Origin of the sequence: Novosphingobium sp. (assembly GCF_027531025.1) — a bacterium.
GTDB lineage: Bacteria > Pseudomonadota > Alphaproteobacteria > Sphingomonadales > Sphingomonadaceae > Novosphingobium.
The window spans coordinates 124966-142848 of sequence record NZ_JAPZQX010000010.1 but is presented as its reverse complement, the minus strand read 5'-3'; the positions used below and the strand labels follow the sequence as shown (position 1 = coordinate 142848).

11 protein-coding genes are annotated in these 17883 nt (G+C 65.0%); 3 read left to right on the top strand and 8 right to left on the bottom strand.

The features are described from left to right. Positions 1-8 precede the first annotated feature (8 nt). From O9281_RS14350 to O9281_RS14335, 4 genes are all read right to left on the bottom strand, one after another. Entirely contained in the window at positions 9-647 is a 639-nt protein-coding gene (locus tag O9281_RS14350) for a TetR family transcriptional regulator (RefSeq protein WP_298187209.1), read from the bottom strand. Then, on the bottom strand, positions 644-1516 hold the full coding sequence (locus tag O9281_RS14345; RefSeq protein ID WP_298187206.1) for a crotonase/enoyl-CoA hydratase family protein: 873 nt from the start codon (positions 1514-1516) through the stop codon (positions 644-646). The genes O9281_RS14350 and O9281_RS14345 overlap by 4 nt, the downstream gene beginning before the upstream one ends. Positions 1517-1581: 65 nt before the next feature. Then, positions 1582-2364 carry an SDR family NAD(P)-dependent oxidoreductase gene (locus O9281_RS14340; RefSeq protein WP_298187204.1) on the bottom strand — a complete coding sequence of 261 codons (783 nt, stop codon included), beginning with the start codon at positions 2362-2364 and terminating at the stop codon, positions 1582-1584. A gap of 22 nt (positions 2365-2386) precedes the next feature. Then, positions 2387-3559, bottom strand: coding sequence for an acetyl-CoA C-acetyltransferase (locus O9281_RS14335; RefSeq protein ID WP_298187202.1), 1173 nt, complete (start codon positions 3557-3559; stop codon positions 2387-2389). Positions 3560-3864: 305 nt separating this feature from the next. Between O9281_RS14335 and O9281_RS14330 the strand changes: the two genes are divergently transcribed. Beyond that, a complete protein-coding gene (locus O9281_RS14330) occupies positions 3865-7092 on the top strand; it encodes a TonB-dependent receptor (protein ID WP_298187199.1) in 3228 nt (1075 codons plus the stop codon). A 95-nt stretch (positions 7093-7187) separates the two neighbouring features. On the opposite strand, the gene clpB is transcribed toward O9281_RS14330, so the two are convergent. The 4 genes from clpB to O9281_RS14310 all read right to left on the bottom strand — a co-directional run bounded on the left by clpB (position 7188) and on the right by O9281_RS14310 (position 14560). Next, positions 7188-9767: an ATP-dependent chaperone ClpB gene (gene clpB, locus O9281_RS14325; RefSeq protein ID WP_298187196.1), complete on the bottom strand. Its 2580-nt coding sequence runs from the start codon at positions 9765-9767 to the stop codon at positions 7188-7190. A 111-nt stretch (positions 9768-9878) separates the two neighbouring features. Beyond that, positions 9879-11456 (bottom strand): M17 family metallopeptidase, encoded by a 1578-nt coding sequence (locus O9281_RS14320; RefSeq protein ID WP_298187193.1) that lies wholly within the window; start codon positions 11454-11456, stop codon positions 9879-9881. Positions 11457-11689: 233 nt separating this feature from the next. Then, on the bottom strand, positions 11690-12814 hold the full coding sequence (locus tag O9281_RS14315) for a S8 family serine peptidase (RefSeq protein ID WP_298187190.1): 1125 nt from the start codon (positions 12812-12814) through the stop codon (positions 11690-11692). A gap of 180 nt (positions 12815-12994) precedes the next feature. After that, a complete protein-coding gene (locus O9281_RS14310) occupies positions 12995-14560 on the bottom strand; it encodes a type II secretion system protein GspD (protein ID WP_298187187.1) in 1566 nt (521 codons plus the stop codon). A gap of 169 nt (positions 14561-14729) precedes the next feature. Here O9281_RS14310 and O9281_RS14305 point away from each other — a divergent pair, with 169 nt between their 5' ends. Both O9281_RS14305 and O9281_RS14300 read left to right on the top strand, forming a co-directional pair. Next, the gene (locus O9281_RS14305; RefSeq protein WP_298187184.1) at positions 14730-16211 is read left to right on the top strand and encodes a DUF4139 domain-containing protein; all 1482 of its coding nucleotides are present in this window, start codon (positions 14730-14732) and stop codon (positions 16209-16211) included. 3 nt (positions 16212-16214) lie between these two features. Further along, positions 16215-17798 carry a hypothetical protein gene (locus O9281_RS14300; RefSeq protein ID WP_298187182.1) on the top strand — a complete coding sequence of 528 codons (1584 nt, stop codon included), beginning with the start codon at positions 16215-16217 and terminating at the stop codon, positions 17796-17798. The last annotated feature ends 85 nt before the right edge of the window (positions 17799-17883 follow it).

The following is a 17883-nucleotide window of genomic DNA, read 5'->3' as shown; positions in this document are numbered from 1 at the left end:
CCTTCCCGTCAGTTGTGCGCGAGGATGCCGGCCATGATGAAGTCGATGCAGTGATCGCGATAGCGATCGCGCAGTTCCTCGGTCAGGGTGTCGCGGTCGAAGCAGTGCTTCAGCACCAGCCGCGCGGAAAAGAACCGATCGGCCGCGCCGGTCGCAGTGAAATAGAACAGCTGCGGGTCGACATCGCGGAACACGCCCGCCTTCACCCCTTCGCGGATCAGCCGGTCATAGGCGCGGTGGAGCGGCAGCAGGTGGGAATCGGCGATCCGCTGGGCTTCCTCGGCATCGCTTTCGCGCACCAGCCGCATCAGCAGCCGGTTGAGATAGGGGGTCTTGAAATAGGTATCGACCATGGCCCCGATGTGGCGACGCAGCCGCGCCTCGGGGCTCATGTCCTTGGCCATCAGCGCGTCGACCGCATGGACGATGTCTTCCATGTCGCGGTCAAGCAGGGCCTTCATCAGCCCGGCCTTGTTGCCGAAGTAGTACTTCACCAGGGCCGAGTTCAGCCCCGAACGCAGCGACAGTTCGGAGAGCGAGATATCGACGATATCCCCTTCGCGCATGATGTCCGACGCGGTTTGCAGCAGCAGTTCGCGCGCACCGGGGGGCGCATCGGCTTCGGCGGCAAGCGGCTTCGAACTCATGCGAAGGGCGGCTCCTCTCCCCACCACGGATAAAAGTCAGGCATATCGCTCGAAACCTTCGCGGGGAAGGCCGGGGGCCGCTTCTCGAGGAAGCTTTGCACACCTTCCTTCGCGTCCAGCCCCTTGGACAGGCGATAGATCGCGCGGCTGTCGACCTTGTGGGCTTCCATCGGGTGATCGCCCGAGGGGATCCGCCAGAGCATCGCGCGGGTCATGGCGACCGACACGGCCGAGGTGTTGTCGGCGATCTCGCGGGCCAGGCCGCGCGCGGCATCAACAAGCTCGCCCGGCGCGTGGATCGAGCGGATCAGCCCGCCCTTCAGCGCTTCCTCGGCCCCGAAGATGCGGCCCGTCATGCACCATTCCAGCGCCTGGTTGATCCCCACGATCTTGGGCAGGAACCAGCTGGAGCAGGCTTCGGGCACGATCCCGCGGCGGGCGAAGACGAAGCCATAGCGGGCGTTCTCGCTCGCCAGGCGGATATCCATCGGCAGCTGCATGGTCACGCCCACGCCCACCGCCGCGCCGTTGCAGGCGGAGATCAGCGGCTTTTTCGACTGGTAGAGGCGCAGGGTCAGCAAGCCGCCGCCGTCGCGCACGCGCGGATCGGACAGGCTTTCAACCGGTGCGGAATCGGCAAAGACCGCGCGGCCATCTTCCGGGGTCAGGTCAGCCCCGGCGCAGAATGCCCGATCGCCGGCCCCGGTGAAAATCACCGCCCGCACGCTGTCGTCGGCGTCGGTACGGTCCATGGCATCGATGATCTCGTTCATCATCGTGCCGGTAAAGGCATTCATCTTTTCCGGGCGGTTGAGCGTGAGCGTGGCGATCCCTTCGCCAATGTGAAGATCGATCTGCGAATAACCCATGCCCAAGTCTCCCGGTTAATGCGGGAGCGCCGCGACGGGCGCTCCCTGCACATGTCTTGCTTTACTCAGCGCGGCGCCATGCGGATGGCACCGTCGAGGCGCACGTCCTCGCCGTTGAAATAGCCGTTCTCGATCATGCACATGGCAAGGTTGGCATATTCCACCGGATCGCCCAGGCGCTTGGGATAGGGCACCGAGGCACCCAGCGCGTCCTTCACCGGCTGCGGCGCGGCGGCCAGCAGCGGGGTGTTGAAGATGCCCGGCAGGATGGTGTTGACGCGGATGCCTTCGCTCGACAGGTCGCGCGCGATCGGCAGGGTCATGCCGACGACGCCCGCCTTCGACGCCGAATAGGCCGCCTGGCCGATCTGGCCGTCTTCAGCCGCAACCGAAGCGGTGTTCACGATCGCGCCGCGATCGCCGTCTTCCTGCGGATCGAGGGTCATCATGCCCGCCGCCGACTTGGCGATGCAGCGGAAGGTGCCGACCAGGTTGATCTGGATGATCCAGTTGAAGGCATCGAGCGGGAAGTGCTTGACCGAGCCATCTTCCTTGCTGCGGCTGGCTGTCTTGATCGCGTTGCCGGTACCGGCGCAGTTGACCAGGATCCGCTCCTGCCCGTGGGCGGCGCGGGCCTTGGCGAAACCGGCATCGACGCTGGCATCGTCCATGACGTTGACTTCGCAGAACACGCCGCCGATCTCGGCTGCCATGGTCTCGCCCTTTTCGGCCTGAAGGTCGAAGATGGCGACCTTCACGCCCTTGGCGGCGAGCGCGCGGGCCGTGGCGGCACCGAGGCCCGAAGCGCCGCCGGTAACCACGGCGGCAACAGTGTTGTCGAGTTTCATTTCAGGATACTCCGTTCAAAAATCAGCACATTTCAACGATGGTGACATTGGCGACGCCGCCGCCTTCGCACATCGTCTGCAGACCATACTTCTTGCCGCGCGCCTTGAGCGCATGGAGCAGCGTGGCCATCAGCTTGGTGCCCGAGGCGCCCAGCGGGTGGCCCAGCGCGATCGCCCCGCCATTGACGTTGAGCTTGTCCGGATCGGCGCCGGTATGCTTCAGCCAGGCCATCGGCACCGAGGCAAAGGCCTCGTTCACTTCGTAAAGGTCGATGTCGTTGATCGACAGGCCGGCCTTGGCCAGCGCCTTGTCGGTGGCGAACAGCGGTTCTTCCAGCATGATCACCGGATCGCCGGCGGTCACGGTCAGGGTGTGGATCCGGGCCAGCGGGGTCAGGTTGTAGCGCTTGAGCGCCGCTTCAGAAACGACCAGCGCCGCCGACGAACCATCGCAGATCTGGCTCGAGGTCGCGGCGGTCAGCGAACCGCCTTCGCTGATCAACTTGACCCCGGCGATGCCTTCCAGCGTGGCATCGAAGCGGATGCCTTCATCGACCGTGTGCCAGGCCATGCCGTCCGCCGTTTCTATCTCGATCGGCACAATCTCGTCCTTGAAGGCCCCGGCATTGGTCGCGGCAATCGCCTTCTGGTGGCTGGAGAGGCCGAACCGGTCGAGGTCATCCTTCGAGAAGCCATGCTTCTTGACGATCATTTCCGCGCCAATGAACTGGCTGAACATGACGCCGGGATACTTCGCCTCGAGCCCGGGCGACTTGTAGTGGCCCAGACCTTCCTTCATGTGGAAGCTGGCGTTGGAACCCATCGGCACGCGGGTCATGCTTTCGATCCCGGCTGCGATCACCACGTCCTGGATGCCGCTCATCACCGCCTGGGCGGCAAACTGGATCGCCTGCTGCGAGGAACCGCACTGGCGGTCGATCGTAACCGCGGGGGTCGATTGCGGCAGCAGCTTGGAGGCCAGCACGGCATTACGGCCGACCTGCATCGCCTGCTGCCCGGCCTGGCTGACGCAGCCCATCACCACATCGTCCACGGCGTTGGGATCGATCCCGGTCTTGCCGACCAGGTGATCGAGCGAGGCGGCGGCGAGATCGACCGGATGGACTCCGGCCAGCTTGCCCCCGCGGCGGCCACCGGCCGTGCGCACTGCATCAACGATATAGGCTGTCGCCATGATTTCGATTCCTTTTCATTCCGGAAGCCGTTTAACCGATCGATTAAGGCGCAGTCCGTGCAGCGTCAAGCGCAGCCTTCGGCGGGGCGGCAGCGGCCCGACCACGCCTAAAGGTCGTGTTGTAAAAAGACAACAAGAAGCCCGGAAATGTCGTCTTTTCCGATTTGCAATTGCAACGATGTACGAGTTCTTCTTAGTACTGCTCGTCTGGCTCCCCGTGGGCCTGGATGGTGATTCTTCTTGCGGAGAACGCCAATGTCGCACTTCCCCGCCATCAAGCGGGGCGAGGATTAAGGGGCTAACACATGAAGTTTTTGAGCAAGTCCGCGCTCTATCGCGCGACCAGCCTTGAAAGCGCCGCCATCGCGGTTGCTATGCTGGGCGTGGTCGGTGTCGCCACTCCGGCCTATGCGCAGGATGCAGCGCCGCAGGCTGCCGAATGCGCCGATGAAAACGCCAACGGCGTGTGCGATTCGGACGAAGGTAGCCAGATCATCGTTACGGGGTCGCGCATCGCGCGCCCGACGCTGAGCTCGCCCGTTCCGCTGACTTCGGTTTCCGCCGCCGAACTGACCGACCAGGGCAACGTCTCGCTGGGTGATGCCCTGAACGACCTGCCTTCGCTCCGCTCGACCTTCAGCGCCGGCAACTCGTCGCGCTTCATCGGCACCGCCGGCCTCAACATCCTCGACCTGCGTGGCCTCGGTACCCCGCGTACCCTGGTGCTGGTCAACGGCAAGCGCCACATCACCTCGCAGCCGGGTAGCTACACCGTCGACGTCAACACCATCCCGGTCGACCTGCTCGAGCGCGTCGACGTGGTGACCGGCGGTAACTCGGCCGTTTACGGTTCGGATGCCGTCGCCGGCGTCGTGAACTTCGTGCTCAAGCGTAACTTCGAAGGGCTCGCCCTGCGCGGCCAGGGCGCGATCACCTCGCGCGCGGATCGTGGCAACTATTTCGTGTCCGGCACCTGGGGCAAGAATTTCGCCGATGGTCGCGGCAACGTCGCCATCTCGGCCGAATATGCCAAGAGCGAAGCGGTCTACTTCTCGGACCGCGACTACCTGACCGGCGCGCTCACCGGACGCTGCCAGTTCAACGCGGTCGAGCCGACCGCAGGTGAACCCGGCGGCACCGACGGGATCACCGACAACGCCTTCCTCTGCGGCATCCGCAACCAGTCGATCAGCGATGCCGGCACGATCACCACCCTGCCGAACGGCGCAGCGCTGCGTTTCGACAACGCCGGCAACCTGTTCGTTGACAATCCGACCCAGTTCCTGGGCACCTTCACCGGCAACGTGGTTGGCGGGAATGGTTCCACCCTGCGTAACACGGGTGTGATGGCCGCGAGAGTGCAGCGCTTCGCATTCAACTTCCTGGCGCACTTCGATGTGAGCGACGCCTTCCGTCCCTACGTCGAAGCCAAGTATGTCCACGTCGATGCCTTCGGCGAAGGTCAGCCCAGCTTCTGGCAGGGCGGCCTAAAGGGCTTCTTCGCCACGACCAATGCCCAGTTCGCCGCAATCAGCGAACTGAGCTGCAGCAACCCGTTCCTGACCGCGCAGAACATCACCGTGCTGCAGGCCAACGGCCGCTGCGCCACGCCGGCCGCCACCTTCACCATGTCGCGCTTCAACGTCGACTTCGGTGGCCGTAACGAAGACCACAACCGCAAGACCTTCCGGGTCGTCGGCGGGGTCGAAGGCACCTTCAACGATGACTGGAACTACGAAGTTTCGGTCAACTATGGCCGCTTCGAAGCCGATGTGTTTAGCCCCAACAACCTGCGGCTGTACGATATCAACGGCAACCTCGACGGCTTCCTGCTGGCTACCAATGCGGTCCTGGCCCCGGCCGGCTTCAGCGGTACGAACTTCGTCACCAACGGCGCAGGCCAGCGCGTGATCTGCGCGGTCAACGCCACCACCAACGTGCGCCCCGACTGTATCCCGCTCAACGTGTTCGGCTTTGGCAAGAACTCCGCGCAGGCGCTGAACTTCATCCACTCGCCGGGTATCCGCCAGGAACGCGCCGAATCGCTGAACTTCCTCGCCAGCGTCTCGGGTGACAGCTCGCAGCTGTTCGAGCTGCCGGGTGGTCCGATCGGCTTCGTGCTCGGCGGTGAATATCGCGAAGACACGGCTTCGAGCATCTGGGATCCGCTGGTTGCCAGCGGCGCCACCTTCCTCAACAAGCTGGCTCCGTTCCTCCCGCCCAAGGTGACCGTGAAGGAAGCCTTCGGCGAACTCGACCTGCCGCTGCTGAAGGACCTGCCGTTCGCCAAGGAACTGTCGGTTCGCGGCGCAGCCCGCGTGTCGGACTACAACACCCGCGCCGGCACCGTTTGGGCCTGGAACGTGGACGGCATCTGGGCTCCGATCGAGGACATCCGCTTCCGTGCGGCTTACGCCGTGTCGGTCCGCGCGCCGACCTCAGGCGACCTGTTCGCGGCCGGTTCGCAGAGCTTCGCCTTCATCGCCGACCCCTGCGACAGCAACAACCTCACCGCCAACCCGAACCGCGCCGCGAACTGCGCCGCCTTCGGTGTGCCGACCACGCACAACGCTGCGTCGTCGGCGGCTTGCGCAGCAACCGCGTTTGCTGCTCCGGTCGGCGCCCCGTGGCGTAACTGCACCGCGTTGTCGGTCAGCCAGCCATTCCTCCAGGGCGGCAACCCGACGCTGAACTCGGAAAAGGGCAAGAGCCTCACGCTCGGCGTGGTGATCGAGCCGCGGTTCATCCCGGGCCTCAACCTCACGATCGACTGGTACAAGATCAAGGTTGAAAGCGTGATCGCGTCGCTGGGTGCCCAGCAGATCATCAACCTGTGCTACGACACGGCGGGCGGGATTTCCAATCCGTACTGCGGCACCGTCAATCGCGATCCGGCCACCGGCTTCTTCCGCGATCCGTCGGTCATCGCTGGCGGGATCAACTTCGCCGCGCTGAAGGCTGACGGTATCGATATCGACCTGTCGTATCGCAAGACCTTCGACAACGGTCACCGGGTCTCGTTCCGTGGTATCGCCACCCGCGTGCTGAAGCGTGAAAACTTCACCAACCCGCTCTTCCCGGAAGTGCCGGATCGTGTGAAGGACGAACTGGGTGACCCGAGCTGGGCCGCCAACTTCAGCCTGAACTATGACTTCGGCCCGGTCGACGTGACCTATGGCCTGCGCTACATCGGCAAGCAGACCATCGGTGCATGGGAAACGCAGAACCCCTACATCGGGCTCTGCCCGACCTCGGGCTCGACCGGTTACACCGGCCGTACCTGCACCCCGAACACGCTCGCCACGCTTGATCCGCAGAACCTCGATGCGTTCCCGCAGGTCTTCTATCCGGGCGTGCTGTACCACAACTTCCGCGTGAACGTGCAACTGGCCGACAAGAAGTTCAGCTTCTATGCCGGTGTCGACAACTTCACCGACGTCAAGCCGCCGCTCGGCCTGCTTGGCACCGCCGGTGGCGATCCGTACGACACCTTCGGCCGGATGTTCTACGCCGGTTTCCGCGCCAACTTCTAAGGCTCGGCCCGACAGGCACCAAAAGAGAGGGCGGCGAGACTTCGGTCTCGCCGCCCTTTTCCTTTACCCGATGAGCGTCCGGTCAGCGCCGGGCGCTATGCCACGGCTATGCTCAACGCGCCGTCACCTTCATCGATCTTCACCGTGCTGCCATCGGGGATTTCCCCGCCCAGCAGCTTTTCAGCCAGCGGATCCTGCAGGTAGCGCTGCACCGCCCGCTTCAGTGGCCGCGCGCCATAGACCGGATCGTAGCCGACCCGGCCCAGCCAGCGCTTGGCCGCGTCGGTCAGGTCGAGCACGATCTTGCGATCCTTGAGCAGCTTGGCCACGCGGCCGACCTGGATCTCCACGATCGGCGCCATGTGCTCCACGCCGAGGCGGTGGAACAAAATGATCTCGTCCAGCCGGTTGAGGAATTCGGGGCGGAAATGCCCGCGCACCACTTCCATCACCTGCGGTTCAACGCTCTCGACATCCTGCCCGTCCTCCAGGTTGGCAAGGTACTGACTGCCAAGGTTGCTGGTCAGGATGATCAGCGTGTTGGTGAAGTCCACCACGCGGCCCTGGCCATCGGTCAGGCGGCCATCGTCGAGCACCTGCAGCAGCACGTTGAACACGTCCGAGTGGGCCTTCTCGACCTCGTCGAACAGCACGACCTGATAGGGCCGCCGCCGCACTGCCTCGGTCAGCACGCCGCCTTCCTCGTAACCGACATAGCCCGGAGGCGCGCCGATCAGGCGGGCGACGGAGTGCTTTTCCATGAACTCCGACATGTCGATGCGGACCATCGCGGTGTCATCATCGAACAGGAACCCGGCCAGCGCCTTGGTTAGCTCGGTCTTGCCGACGCCCGTCGGGCCAAGGAACAGGAAGCTGCCCAGCGGCCGGTTCGGGTCCTGCAAGCCAGCGCGCGCCCGGCGCACGGCCTTGGAAACAGCAACTACCGCATCCTGCTGGCCGATCACGCGCTGGCCGATCACCTGCTCCATCTTGAGCAGCTTCTCGCGCTCGCCTTCCATCATCCGGTCGACCGGCACCCCGGTCCAGCGGCTGACCACGGCGGCAATATCGTCGGCGGTCACTTCCTCGCGCAGCAGGGCGTTTTCGGAGACGCCCTGGGCCTCGGCCAGCTGCTTTTCCAGTTCGGGGATGCGACCGTATGACAGCTCGCCCGCCTTGGCCAGGTCACCCTGGCGCTGGGCCTGGTCCAGCTCGATCCGGGCAGCGTCGAGCTGCTCCTTGATCTTGCCCTCGGCGGCGATCTTGTCGCGCTCGTTCTGCCAGCGGGTGGTCAGTTCGGCCGATTGCTGCTCAAGGTTGGCCAGTTCCTCCTTCAGCGCGGCAAGGCGATCCTTGCTGGCCTGGTCGGTTTCCTTGGCGAGCGCCATCTCCTCGATCTTCAGCTGGATGATCCGCCGGTCGAGCACCTCGATTTCCTCGGGCTTGCTCTCCACTTCCATGCGGATGCGGCTGGCAGCCTCGTCCATCAGGTCGATCGCCTTGTCGGGCAGGAAGCGGTCGGCAATGTAGCGATTGGACAACGTGGCCGCCGCAACGATGGCGTTATCGGCGATCCGCACGCCGTGGTGCAATTCGTACTTGTCCTTGATCCCGCGCAGGATCGAGATCGTGTCCTCCACGGTCGGCTCGCCCACGAAGACCGGCTGGAACCGCCGCTGCAGCGCCGGGTCCTTTTCGACGTACTTCTGGTATTCATCCAGCGTGGTCGCGCCGATGCAGTGCAGCTCACCGCGGGCCAGCGCCGGCTTCAGCAGGTTGGAGGCGTCCATCGCTCCCTCGCCCTTGCCCGCCCCGATCAGGGTGTGCATCTCGTCGATGAACAGGATGATCTCGCCCTCGGCGCCCCGCACCTCGTCAAGCACGGCCTTGAGCCGCTCCTCGAACTCGCCGCGATACTTCGCGCCCGCAATCAGGCTGCCCATGTCGAGCGCCATCAGCCGGCGGTCCTTCAGGCTGTCGGGCACATCGCCATTGGCGATACGCAGCGCGAGGCCCTCGGCAATCGCGGTCTTGCCCACACCCGGTTCACCGATCAGCGCCGGGTTGTTCTTGGTCCGGCGGGCGAGGATCTGCACCGTGCGGCGGATTTCCTCGTCACGGCCGATCACCGGATCGAGCTTGCCGTCGCGCGCCGCTTCCGTGAGGTCGCGGGCATATTTCTTCATCGCTTCATAGGCGTTTTCGGCGCTGGCATTGTCCGCCGTGCGCCCGCCGGTCAGTTCCCGAATCGCGGCTTCGAGCTTGCCGGCATCGACGCCCGCCGCCTTCAGCGCCTGGCCAGCCGGATTGGTGGCGCCCAGCGCCAGCGCCTGGAGCATCCGCTGGACCGAAACGAAGCTGTCCCCGGCTTTGGCGGCGAGCTGTTCGGCCTGGTCGAGCAGGCGGACGGCATCGTTTTCCAGTCCCGGCGGCGATTGCGCGCCGCTGCCCGAAACCGCAGGGATTTTGGCCAGCGCCTCGTCCACCTTGGCCACGGCGAGCGCGGGATTGCCCCCAGCGCGCTGGATCAGCCCGGTGGCCATGCCCTCGCTGTCTTCCAGCAGGGCCTTCAGGATATGTTCGGGGGTGATCCGCTGGTGGTTGAGGCGGATCGCAACGGTCTGCGCGCTCTGCAGGAAACCCTTGGCGCGGTCGGTAAATTTCTCGAGGTTCATCGGTGTGTCACCCTCCTGTGACACCGAAAGTAGTGTTGCTTATCGGCAACACAAGAGGGTGAGACCAGAAAAGATCGGGGCGGCGCTTTCTGGCCGCCCCAATGGCGTCGCTTACGGCTTCCAGGTGCGGGCCAACTGGTCCAGCAGACGCACGCCATAGCCGGTCGCCCCCTTGGGGGTCAGCGGCTTGGCCGCATCGCTCATTTCGTTGCCGGCAATGTCGAGGTGCGCCCAAGGCGTGGCCGGATCGATGAAGAAGCCGATGAAGTGCGCGCCGTGGCCCGCACCCGGCGGCACGCCTTCGGTGCCGTGCTTGATATCGGCCACGTCGGACTTCAGGTCATCGGCGTAGTTCGGGTGCAGCGGCAGGCGCCACACGGCCTCGCCGGTCGCCTCGCCAGCGGCCTGGACAGCCGATACCAGCCCTTCGTGGCGGCCGAACAGCCCGGCATATTCATCGCCCAGCGCGGTCACCTTGGCGCCGGTCAGCGTGGCGACATCGACGATCGCGGCCGGCTTGCGGGTGGAGGCAACATATTCGATGCCATCAACCAGCACCATCCGGCCTTCGGCGTCGGTGCTGAAGATCTCGGCGGTCTTGCCGCTCATCGTGCGGACCACGTCGCCGGGGCGCTGGGCATTGCCATCGGGCATGTTCTCGGCCAGTGCGGCCACGGCGACCACGTGAACCGGGGCCTTGCTCTTGGCCAGGCTCAGCGCCGCGCCGACCACGGCCGCCGCGCCCGACATATCGCCCTTCATCCGCCACATGCCATTGCCCGGCTTGATCGAGATCCCGCCGCTGTCAAAGGTGATGCCCTTGCCGACCATGGCCAGCGGGGCGGCTTCGCTGCCCTTGTAGGTCACCAGCAGCAGGCGCGAGCCGCGCGGGCTGCCCTGGCCGACGCCCAGGATCGAACCCATGTTGAGCTTGCGCATCGCCGCTTCGTCGAGCACCTCGATCGAGACACCGGGCACCCCGGCAAAGGCTTCGCGGGTGCGGGCGATGAAGCTGTCAGGATAGATCGTGCTGGCCGGCTCGTTCGACAGGTCGCGGCTGAACCGCACGGCTTCGGCGGTGGCAGCATGGCGGCCGATCCAGGCGGCCTGGGCAGCGGTCGCTTCAGCGCCGACGATGGTCACCGGGGCGGTCGAAGGCGCGCTGCCGGTGGTGACCTTGTAGCGATCGAAACGGTACTGGCCCAGGGCATAGCCCAGTGCGGCATCGGCCATCAGCGCGCCATTACCCGCGCCGACGATAGCGATCGGGGCCTTTTCCCCGCGCAGGTCCTGCGCGGCCTTGCCGGCGGCTTCCATCACCGCCTTGCTGCCCGCATCCTTGCCCAGGCCAACCGCCATGATCCGCGGGCGCGCACCGATCCCGCGCAGCGAGACCGTTTCATTGGCCTTGGCGGCAAAGCCGGCGGCGCTCAGCGCGGCTTCCAGCCCCTTGCGCTCTTCAGCCGAAAGCGGCGCATCGGCGGGAACGGCCTTGTCGGCCATCAGCAGGACCAGCGCGGCATCGGCCGGCACGGCGGTGGCAAAGCCGATCGGCCGTTCGGCGCTGTTCTTCGCGGTCGTGGCGGGAACGCCCGATCCCATCACGGGAACAGCCTGGGTCTGCGCCAGCGCCGGAGCGGAGGTGAGGGCAAGCGAAGCAAGGCAGGTGGTGGCCAAGAGCAGGCGCATAGAATGAACTCCAAGAAACAGGCCCCCACCCGATGGGTGGGGCATGGCGCAATTGCGGCCCCAAATGCAAGCTGCGTGATCGGCATTGGGGCTGATTTTCGACAAGGGGCCATGCTGGCGGGATGAAGGGCTCACAATTCGAACAACGATTGCAGACAGCCCGAACCGAAAGGGGCGGCCCGCCTGTACGGACCGCCCCGATCACTTGTCAAAAAAGGTCAAATCAGCGAGACTTACCGCACACCGATCGGGTCAGGGTTGCTGTCACGGTCACCCGAGACTGCGCCGTTCTGACGAACCGGCCCGGTCAGCAGGATGCCGGCCAGATGCGGCGCCGCCATCGAGGTACCGGAGATGATGTTGTAACCGCCGGCGAGCCAGGTCGAACGGATAGACACGCCTGGTTCAGCCCAGTCGACCGGCGGATTGCCATAGTTGGAGAAGCTGGCGAACCCATCGCCCTGTGCAAAGGCCGAAACGGTGAACACGTTGGGGCCGTTGGTTCGCGCGGGCGACGAGGTATTGGCATCGGCACTGCTGTTGCCAGCTGCCAGCACAAAGCGGATTCCCTTGTTCGACGCAGCGAGCACGGCGCTATCCAGCGCGGTGCTGATCCCGCCACCCAGGCTCATGTTCGCGACATCGCCAGAAAGGCCGTTGGCCGCGACATATTCCACCCCGGCGATCACGCCTGAATTGCTGCCCGAACCGCGACGATCCAGCACCCGAACCGAAACCACCGGGGCTCCCGGTGCCACGCCGACCACCCCGATCGCGTTATCATGGGCGGCAATCGTACCGGCCACATGGGTGCCGTGGCCGTTCTGGTCTTGTGGTGTGGTGGTGCCACCGAGGAAGCTGCGGCTGCGGGCAGTATCGACATTGAGATCGGGATGGGTCAGGTCGATCCCGCTATCGATTACCCAGGCAGTGGCATAATTGGCCGCCGCAGCGCCGTTGACCCGGGCAATACCCCACGGCGTCTGCTGGGATGGTGGGGTGCCCCCGCCGCCGCCAGGCTTGGCTTCAATCCGGATCGGCGGAGCAGACATCACCTGGTCCTGCTCGCAATAGGCGATATTCGGGTTGGCAGCCTGCATCTGTTGCACGGCCTGGGCTGGCAAATTGGCCGCAAAGCCTTGCAATGCCACGCGATAGACGTGCGACACCTGCCCGCCCAGGGCCTTGACCGAACGGTTGGCTTCCGCCTCCACCTGGCCGCGCGAGACGCCCTTGTTGAACACGCAAATATGGGAATTGACGATTTTCTCGCCCGCCACCTGGGCCTGGGCCTGGGCTGACAGAGCCACCAGCGGAAGCGCGGCGAGCATCGCACCAAGCATTGTCTTCGCGATCATGTTCCCTCCAACCAAACCGGTAACGGACCCAAACGGCAACGCACTGTCCGTCAGTTGCCACCCCGCCACTGCGCTCGAGACTAACGGATATTGGATCACTGTCGAGCACGAAAGATGCCGATCTGGTGGACCGAATCCCGGTCGGCCGAGGAATAGCCACCGGATGCGCTCAGGTAACGGTCAGGGCTCGGGCGACGCTGCGGCGATATCGCTGGCTTTATCCCCCTGGGGCTGTTCGAACCTGCGATGCCGGACGATGCGTGGCGTGATCACGATATAGAGTTCGGTCTTCGAGCTGGTTGACCGCTCCGTCCTGAACAGGGCTCCGGCGAGCGGGATATCGCCCAGCAGCGGCACCTTGCCCTTGCGCTTCAGCACATTCTCCTGGGTTAGCCCGCCGATCACGAAAGTCTCGCTATCGCGCACGGTCACCGATGTCTCGGCTTCGCGCTGGCTGATCGTCGGATAGCCCTGACTATAACCCGTGACCGAGGAGACCACGCCATAGATCTGCGCGGTGACAAAGCCATCGGGCGAAACGCGCGGTGCGATCTGCAGCGTGACGCCGACATTAACGTATTGTACCTGTTGCGATACACCGTTGACCCCGGACAGGGTAATCGAGGTCAGGATCGGCAACGCATCGCCGGTGATGATCTTGGCGGTCGATCCGCTTTGCGCGGAAATTCGCGGGCGAGAAAGGATCCGTCCTTCACCCCTTTCGACCTGGGCATAGATTGCTGCCTGCATCACGCCAGATGGCAGCACATCATTGGGATCGACGCTGAACGGCAGGTACGTGCCCGTCTCGATCCGGCCGACCGCAATTTGGCCGTTCGAATTGTTCAGATCGATTCCAAGGTTCTTTGCCCCGCTTTCGGTCAATTCGACGAATTGGGTTTCCAGGATCACGCTGTCCACCGGGATGTCGATCAGCGCAATCATGGCCTTGACTTGGGCAATCCGCTCTGGCGTTCCGGTAACCCATACCGCATTGAGCCGCCGGTCGATCCCCAGGCCATTGCCGAACGATTGCCCCAGTTGGCGCGCGGCCTGCTGCTGCGGCTGGCTTGGCTGCATGAACTGGTTCTGATTACCCGAACCCAGCGAGCCAAAGCCCGGTTCGCGGCGGATGAAGACGTTGTTCGGCTCTATGGTTACGCCCTCGACCAGCAAGCCGACCACTTCGCTGACGTCAGCGTATTTGAGCGGGATAAGCTCGAACGCCTCCCCCGGACGCAGGGTAGCAAGCGTGGGCAGCTCACTGGCCGGGACCACTGCAGCCCCTTCCGACCCGACCGGCCGACTGCCCACGGCCTCTTCCTCGCTGACCTTGCGGATCTTGATCTGAACCACACCGGGACCAGCAGGTTCGACACTGACCTGGGCTGGGGCATTGGTATCGAACCGGATCGCCAGATCGCGCCCGGACACTTCGAACTGGATCGAGCGAACCAGTCCCTGGGCTGATTGGCGTTGTGCAATGCGCGGAGCGCGCAACGTGCCGCGCACGATCACGGTCGGGCGGGTCGGGTTGGAATTCTGCGGATCAAGCCTCGGCAATTCGGGCGAGAAGCGCGCCAGGAAGCCAGCCTGGCCGTCATCGGCGGTGATCGGCTTGAAGTCTTCCAACACTGCGGGGATGGGCGCGCCCTGCGCCCACAGGGGCAGCGATGGCGCAAACATAAGCACCACCCCCGCCGCAGCAATGGCTGCGACAACCAGCCGCGTCGGAAGCTTGAACAAACCCCGCCCTCCAGGCCCGCAGACAAGCAGGCACGAGAGAAATCGTAATCCACCCTACGGGATTCGCAAGTGGGGCATCCAGGTTGACTCAACGCCCGCAGCCGCAAGGTGGTGACAAGCCGCTGAAACTGCGTCACGCTCCCCGTTGGACGAGGCGAGGGAGGATGGCATGCGGCGGATTTTGGCGGGGGCCGGGCTGGTGGCCATTGCGGCCGGGGCGATAGCGCAAGATCGCACCGCGCAGGGCGACCTGTCGGTCACCATCTACAACAACGACCAGGCGCTTGTGCAGGACGTGCGGCAGGTGAACCTGCCCGCCGGCAAGTCGCGGCAGGAGTTCCCCGACGTTTCGGCCCAGATCCGGTCGGAAACAGTAACGCTCGGCGGCGAAGGGTTTGGCATTGTCGAACAGAACTTCGACTATGACCTGCTTTCGCCCGAATCGCTGATGCAGAAGGCGGTGGGCCAGTCGGTCACCCTGCTGCGCACCAATCCCGCCACCGGCGCCGAAGCCCGCGAACGCGCCACGGTGCTGGCGGTCAATGGCGGCGTGGTGCTGAAGATCGGGGAGCGGATCGAGGTGCTGCGCGACGATGGCCTGCCGGTGCGGGTGATCTTCGATGCGATCCCCCCCGGCCTGCGCGCCCGCCCGACCCTTAGCGTCACCGTCGATGCCGCCAAGGCTGGTCCTCGCCCGCTGTCGCTCAGCTACCTGACCCCCGGCCTTGGCTGGAAGGCGGACTATGTCGCGCTGTTCGATGACAAGGCCGGCAAGATCGATGTCCAGGGCTGGATCACCCTCACGAATTCGACCGGGACGACCTTTGCCAATGCCCGCGCCCTGCTGGTGGCGGGCAGCGTCGGGCAGATCAGCCAGGCCCCGGCGGTCTATCGCGGCCGCGGCACCCGCCCGCGCGGGAATGTGGCCGGCACCGAAAGCGGCAGCAGCCAGCGGCTCGGCGATTTCCACGTCTATCCGATCAGCGGGCGGACCACGATCGCCAATGCCCAGACCAAGCAGGTCAGCTTTCTTGATGCGGTGGGCGTACCAGCGCGGCGCGGCTATGAATTCCGCAACGGCTGGCAGGCCAGCGCCGACGAGGCGGAAAGCGCGGCCTCGATCCTCAAGTTCTCCTCGGCCCGCCAGGGCGGCATCGGCGAGGCGCTGCCCGCCGGCGTGGTGCGCGTCTACATGCGCGACAGCCGCGGCCAGGCCCAGTTCATCGGCGAAAGCGACATTCCCCACACCCCGGCCGGATCATCGCTGGCGCTGCGCACCGGCGATGCCTTTGACGTGAAGGTCCAGCCGGTGGTCGAAAAGCGCGAGGCCATCACCACCGACGAGTGGGAAAAGTTCGCCCGCTGGAAAGTGACCATGCCCGATGGCGCCGTGCGCGAAGGCTATGCCGAGCGGCCCAAGCAGTTCTGGCGCACCCAGATGAAATACGTGGTCACCAATGCCAAGCCTGAGCCGGTTACGGTTGACGTGGTCCAGGGCGGGCTCGGCCAATGGTGGTGGTGGCGCGATGTCCGCGTGCCCGCCGAAAGCATCAAGGGCGTTCAGGACAGCGTCGACGAGCGGCGCTGGGAAGTGCCCGTGCCGGCCAATGGCAAGGTCGAACTGACCGTTACCTTCCTGACCCCCTGGTAAGCCGTGCACCGGCTGGCCGCCCTGATTCTGCTGCTCTGCGCCGCGCCGCTGGCCGGGCAGGAACCCGCGCCGATCGTGGTCTCCGCCGCGCCGGACAAGGTGGCCGTGACGCTCTATCGCGATCCTGACCGGGGCGAAGATCCGATCGACAAGGACGATCCCTCATCGCTGGCGCTGATCGTCGAAACCCGCACGGTCACCCTGCCAGCAGGCGTCGCAACGGTGCGCTTCGAGGGCGTGGCGGGCGGAATCGTCCCGCAGACCGCGATCCTGTTCAACGCCGCCCCGCGTGAGCGCAACCGCGATGCCGCGCTGCTCTCACAGGGCGGGCTGGTCGATGCGTTTACAGGCCAGCGCGTGACCCTGCGCCGGACCGATCCGGCCACCGGCAAGACGGTGGAGGAAAGCGCGTCAATCCGCTCCACCGCCAATGGGGTGGTCGTGCAGACCCCGCGCGGGATCGAGGCAATGTACTGCTCCGGCCTCAGCCAGACGCTGCTGTTCCCCGGCGTTCCGGCAACGCTTTCGGCCAAGCCCGTTCTCTCCATGACCACGCGCGACCAGCCGGGCGGGCAGGTGACGATCACCCTCGCTTACCTCGCCGCCGGGTTTGACTGGGACGCAAGCTACGTGGTGACCATCGCGCCCGATGGGCAATCGATCGACCTGCTCGGCTGGCTGACCATGGCCAGCGCCGATGAAACCAGCTTTCCCGATGCCACGCTGGCGGCCGTGGCCGGCAAGATCCAGCGATCGGAGAACGCCGAAGAGGAGTTCGCCCGCGACGATGATGACCGGTTTGACGACGGGATGAGCTGGAACTGCTGGCCGCAAGGGCGGACCAGTTTCGTGGGCGGCATACAGCCTCCGCGTGTGCCAGACCTGATCCCGCTCCCCGCCCCGGTGATGATGTCGATGGAGATGGACAATATCGTCGTCACCGGCCAGCGCCGCCGCGTGCCTATGATGGCGGCGCCGGTGGCAGTCACTGCGGTGATGGAGGGTCTGGGTGATCTCAAGCTCTATCGCGTCCCCATCCCCATCACGGTCGCCGCCCGATCGCAGAAGCAGGTCGCATTCCTCGCCAAGGACCGGATCAAGGGCGTGCTGGCTTACAACGCACGGACGGACTGGGACGAGCCGGAAGATCCGCGCATCCTCTTCCGCTTCACCAACAACCAGCGCGATGGCCTGGGCAAGCCGCTGCCCGCCGGACGGCTGGTCTATTACCAGCACGGCAACCTCGGCACGATGGTGATGGGCGAAGGCACCCTGCCCGACAAGGCGGTGGACGAAGAGATCGAACTGGAGATCGGCGCAAGCGAGGAAGTGACGCTGGAGCACGAGGAACTGGACAGCGATCCGAAGGGCAAGTGGGCCGATCACGAGGTGACGGTCAAGAACGCCAACCCCTTTGCGATCCGCTTCGAACTGGAGTTCCCGACCGGGCGCGGCCTGCGCTTTTCCAGGCTGTCAGCACCAACCGAACGCAAGCCCGGCAAACAGGTGATGGTGGTGATCGTGCCCGCCAATGGCGAGCAGAAGCTGCGCTATCGCACGGCCGAAATCGCCCGGGCCGACGATTGACCGGAACAATCTGCGCTTGGTCGATTTTCGCGCCCTGCCCACTGGCCTTTCCGCCCGCGCACGCTAGGTTTCGCGCTGCTCATTT